Below are 5286 nucleotides of genomic sequence, written 5' to 3'. Positions count from 1 at the left end.
TGGATGACTGTCCATCTTGCAGACGTTTAATCAAGCAATGATTCAATTGTTTTAATGCAAGCGAAACGTTGCCAGTGATTGAATTTCTGCAGCTAAAGTATTTGTCTTCGGACATGTAGTTTTAAGTGAAGAGTTTGATCCTGGCTCAGAGTGAACGCTGGCGGTAGGCCTAACACATGCAAGTCGAACGGCAGCACAGGAGAGCTTGCTCTCTGGGTGGCGAGTGGCGGACGGGTGAGGAATGCATCGGAATCTACTCTTTCGTGGGGGATAACGTAGGGAAACTTACGCTAATACCGCATACGACCTACGGGTGAAAGCCGGGGACCTTCGGGCCTGGCGCGAATGAATGAGCCGATGCCCGATTAGCTAGTTGGCGGGGTAAGAGCCCACCAAGGCGACGATCGGTAGCTGGTCTGAGAGGATGATCAGCCACACTGGAACTGAGACACGGTCCAGACTCCTACGGGAGGCAGCAGTGGGGAATATTGGACAATGGGCGCAAGCCTGATCCAGCCATACCGCGTGGGTGAAGAAGGCCTTCGGGTTGTAAAGCCCTTTTGTTGGGAAAGAAAAGCAGTCGGTTAATACCCGGTTGTTCTGACGGTACCCAAAGAATAAGCACCGGCTAACTTCGTGCCAGCAGCCGCGGTAATACGAAGGGTGCAAGCGTTACTCGGAATTACTGGGCGTAAAGCGTGCGTAGGTGGTTGTTTAAGTCTGTCGTGAAAGCCCTGGGCTCAACCTGGGAATTGCGATGGAAACTGGGCGACTAGAGTGTGGCAGAGGATAGTGGAATTCCTGGTGTAGCAGTGAAATGCGTAGAGATCAGGAGGAACATCCGTGGCGAAGGCGACTGTCTGGGCCAACACTGACACTGAGGCACGAAAGCGTGGGGAGCAAACAGGATTAGATACCCTGGTAGTCCACGCCCTAAACGATGCGAACTGGATGTTGGGTGCAATTTGGCACGCAGTATCGAAGCTAACGCGTTAAGTTCGCCGCCTGGGGAGTACGGTCGCAAGACTGAAACTCAAAGGAATTGACGGGGGCCCGCACAAGCGGTGGAGTATGTGGTTTAATTCGATGCAACGCGAAGAACCTTACCTGGCCTTGACATGCACGGAACTTTCCAGAGATGGATTGGTGCCTTCGGGAACCGTGACACAGGTGCTGCATGGCTGTCGTCAGCTCGTGTCGTGAGATGTTGGGTTAAGTCCCGCAACGAGCGCAACCCTTGTCCTTAGTTGCCAGCACGTAATGGTGGGAACTCTAAGGAGACCGCCGGTGACAAACCGGAGGAAGGTGGGGATGACGTCAAGTCATCATGGCCCTTACGGCCAGGGCTACACACGTACTACAATGGTGGGGACAGAGGGCTGCAAGCCGGCGACGGTAAGCCAATCCCAGAAACCCTATCTCAGTCCGGATTGGAGTCTGCAACTCGACTCCATGAAGTCGGAATCGCTAGTAATCGCAGATCAGCATTGCTGCGGTGAATACGTTCCCGGGCCTTGTACACACCGCCCGTCACACCATGGGAGTTTGTTGCACCAGAAGCAGGTAGCTTAACCTTCGGGAGGGCGCTTGCCACGGTGTGGCCGATGACTGGGGTGAAGTCGTAACAAGGTAGCCGTATCGGAAGGTGCGGCTGGATCACCTCCTTTTGAGCAAGGCAGCATCGCCTGTCAGGCGTCCCCACAAGAAACCTGCATTCAGAGTTCCATTGCCGACAGGGTTGGCATGGAAAAGTCCCAATACGGGGCCTTAGCTCAGCTGGGAGAGCACCTGCTTTGCAAGCAGGGGGTCGTCGGTTCGATCCCGACAGGCTCCACCATGTTGAGTTATGACAGAACATTGGGTCTGTAGCTCAGGTGGTTAGAGCGCACCCCTGATAAGGGTGAGGTCGGTAGTTCGAGTCTACCCAGACCCACCACTCTGAATGTACCGCATACTAAGAATTTATAGACGTCAGCACTGTGGCTGATATCTGTTCTTTTAAAACTTGTGACGTAGCGAGCGTTTGAGATTATCTATCTTGACGTGTCGTGAGGCTAAGGCGGAAGACTTAAATGTCTTCTTATTAATTGAGTCGTTATATTCGTATCCGGGCTTTGTACCCCTGGATCAAATGTAGCCCAAGGCAACTTGCGGTTATATGGTCAAGCGAATAAGCGCACACGGTGGATGCCTTGGCGGTCAGAGGCGATGAAGGACGTGGCAGCCTGCGAAAAGTATCGGGGAGCTGGCAACAAGCTTTGATCCGGTAATGTCCGAATGGGGAAACCCACTGCTTCGGCAGTATCCTGCAGTGAATACATAGCTGCTGGAAGCGAACCTGGTGAACTGAAATATCTAAGTAACCAGAGGAAAAGAAATCAACCGAGATTCCCTGAGTAGCGACGAGCGAACGGGGAACAGCCCTTAAGCTGGTATGGTTCTAGAAAAACGGTTTGGAAAAGCCGGCCATAGAAGGTGATAGCCCTGTATTTAAAAGGGCCATTCCAGTGAAGACGAGTAGGGCGGGGCACGTGAAACCCTGTCTGAATATGGGGGGACCATCCTCCAAGGCTAAATACTACTGACCGACCGATAGTGAACCAGTACCGTGAGGGAAAGGCGAAAAGAACCCCGGAGAGGGGAGTGAAATAGATCCTGAAACCGTGTGCGTACAAGCAGTAGGAGCTCGCAAGAGTGACTGCGTACCTTTTGTATAATGGGTCAGCGACTTACTGTTCGTGGCAAGCTTAACCGTATAGGGGAGGCGAAGGGAAACCGAGTCTGATAAGGGCGCATAGTCGCGGGCAGTAGACCCGAAACCGGGTGATCTAGTCATGCCCAGGGTGAAGGTGCGGTAACACGCACTGGAGGCCCGAACCCACTCCCGTTGCAAAGGTAGGGGATGAGGTGTGATTAGGAGTGAAAAGCTAATCGAACCCGGAGATAGCTGGTTCTCCTCGAAAGCTATTTAGGTAGCGCCTCATATGTATCCTCTCGGGGGTAGAGCACTGTTATGGCTAGGGGGTCATCGCGACTTACCAAACCATTGCAAACTCCGAATACCGAGACGGACTGTATGGGAGACACACGGCGGGTGCTAACGTCCGTCGTGAAAAGGGAAACAACCCAGACCCACAGCTAAGGTCCCAAATTTTGTGCTAAGTGGAAAACCATGTGGAAAGGCACAGACAGCCAGGAGGTTGGCTTAGAAGCAGCCACCCTTTAAAGAAAGCGTAATAGCTCACTGGTCGAGTCGGTCTGCGGGGAAGATTTAACGGGGCTAAGCACAGAACCGAAGCTTGGGGTGCATAACTTTGTTATGCGCGGTAGAGGAGCGTTCCGTAAGCCTGTGAAGGTGAGTTGAGAAGCTTGCTGGAGGTATCGGAAGTGCGAATGCTGACATGAGTAACGATAATGCGGGTGAAAAACCCGCACGCCGAAAGCCCAAGGTTTCCTTGCGCAACGTTAATCGGCGCAGGGTGAGTCGGCCCCTAAGGCGAGGCAGAAATGCGTAGTCGATGGGAAGCAGGTTAATATTCCTGCACCTCGCGTAAGTGCGATGGAGGGACGGAGAAGGTTAGGTGTACCAGGCGTTGGTTGTCCTGGGGAAAGGCGGTAGGTTTGGATCTTTGGCAAATCCGGGATCCTTTAAGACCGAGCACCGAGACGAGCCTTTAAGGCGAAGTCACTGATACCACGCTTCCAGGAAAAGCTCCTAAGCTTCAGCTTACGCAGACCGTACCGTAAACCGACACAGGTGGGTAGGATGAGAATTCTCAGGCGCTTGAGAGAACTCGGGTGAAGGAACTAGGCAACATGGCACCGTAACTTCGGGAGAAGGTGCACCCTTTTTGGTGGCTCATGCGAGCTATAGCTGAAGAGGGTCGCAGTAACCAGGCCGCTGCGACTGTTTATCAAAAACACAGCACTCTGCAAACACGAAAGTGGACGTATAGGGTGTGACGCCTGCCCGGTGCTGGAAGGTTAATTGATGGGGTCAGCCGCAAGGCGAAGCTCTTGATCGAAGCCCCAGTAAACGGCGGCCGTAACTATAACGGTCCTAAGGTAGCGAAATTCCTTGTCGGGTAAGTTCCGACCTGCACGAATGGCGTAACGACAGCGGCGCTGTCTCCACCCGAGACTCAGTGAAATTGAAATCGCTGTGAAGATGCAGCGTTCCCGTGGCAAGACGGAAAGACCCCGTGAACCTTTACTATAGCTTTACACTGAACGTTGAGTTCGTCTGTGTAGGATAGGTGGGAGGCTATGAAACTGTGGCGCTAGCTGCAGTGGAGCCATCCTTGAAATACCACCCTGTCGTGCTTGACGTTCTAACCTAGGTCCATTATCTGGATCGGGGACCGTGTATGGTGGGTAGTTTGACTGGGGCGGTCTCCTCCTAAAGAGTAACGGAGGAGCTCGAAGGTACGCTCAGCGCGGTCGGACATCGCGCACTGTGTGCAAAGGCATAAGCGTGCTTGACTGCAAGATCGACGGATCAAGCAGGTAGGAAACTAGGACTTAGTGATCCGGTGGTTCTGTATGGAAGGGCCATCGCTCAACGGATAAAAGGTACTCCGGGGATAACAGGCTGATACCGCCCAAGAGTTCATATCGACGGCGGTGTTTGGCACCTCGATGTCGGCTCATCACATCCTGGGGCTGTAGTCGGTCCCAAGGGTATGGCTGTTCGCCATTTAAAGTGGTACGCGAGCTGGGTTCAGAACGTCGTGAGACAGTTCGGTCCCTATCTGCCATGGGCGTTGGAAGTTTGAGAGGGGCTGCTCCTAGTACGAGAGGACCGGAGTGGACGAACCTCTGGTGTTCCGGTTGTCACGCCAGTGGCATTGCCGGGTAGCTATGTTCGGAAGCGATAACCGCTGAAAGCATCTAAGCGGGAAGCGCGCCTCAAGATGAGACTTCCCGGGGCACAAGCCCCCTAAAGGAACCATATAGACTATGTGGTTGATAGGTCAGGTGTGTAAGTGCAGCAATGCATTGAGCTAACTGATACTAATGATCCGTGTGGCTTGACCATATAACCTCAAGTTGCCTTGGCCGACATGACATGTCGATAGAAGTCCAAGTGCACGCTACGTCACAAGATCCATGAGAGGCAGGCGCCTAAATCCGTTATTTGGATGGCGACGCTCCAACCGTCTCCCTGATGAAATTAGCGCTGTGGAACCACCCGATCCCATCCCGAACTCGGAAGTGAAACGCAGCCGCGCCGATGGTAGTGCAGCCTAAGCTGTGCGAGAGTAGGTCATCGTCAGGGTTTTTATC

General features: G+C 53.3%; 2 tRNA genes and 3 rRNA genes. All 5 read left to right on the top strand.

Annotated elements, in window-relative coordinates:
- The first annotated feature begins 122 nt into the window (after window positions 1-122).
- The 5 genes from AC1VXC_RS20720 (at window position 123) to rrf (ending at window position 5278) form a co-directional block, all read left to right on the top strand.
- Window positions 123-1667, top strand: a 16S ribosomal RNA gene (locus tag AC1VXC_RS20720).
- Between the two features lie 94 nt (window positions 1668-1761).
- Window positions 1762-1837: transfer RNA gene (locus AC1VXC_RS20715), tRNA-Ala, on the top strand.
- Between the two features lie 22 nt (window positions 1838-1859).
- Window positions 1860-1936, top strand: a tRNA-Ile gene (locus AC1VXC_RS20710).
- A 224-nt stretch (window positions 1937-2160) separates the two neighbouring features.
- Window positions 2161-5038 (top strand): 23S ribosomal RNA (locus AC1VXC_RS20705).
- 125 nt (window positions 5039-5163) lie between these two features.
- Window positions 5164-5278, top strand: a 5S ribosomal RNA gene (gene rrf, locus AC1VXC_RS20700).
- Together the 16S, 23S and 5S rRNA genes with 2 tRNA genes alongside form the textbook arrangement of a ribosomal RNA operon.
- Window positions 5279-5286 lie beyond the last annotated feature (8 nt).

The sequence above is a fragment of the Stenotrophomonas sp. STEN033 genome (assembly GCF_056856655.1).
Note: the sequence above shows the minus strand (reverse complement) of the source record. Positions and strands in the feature narration are given on the sequence as shown.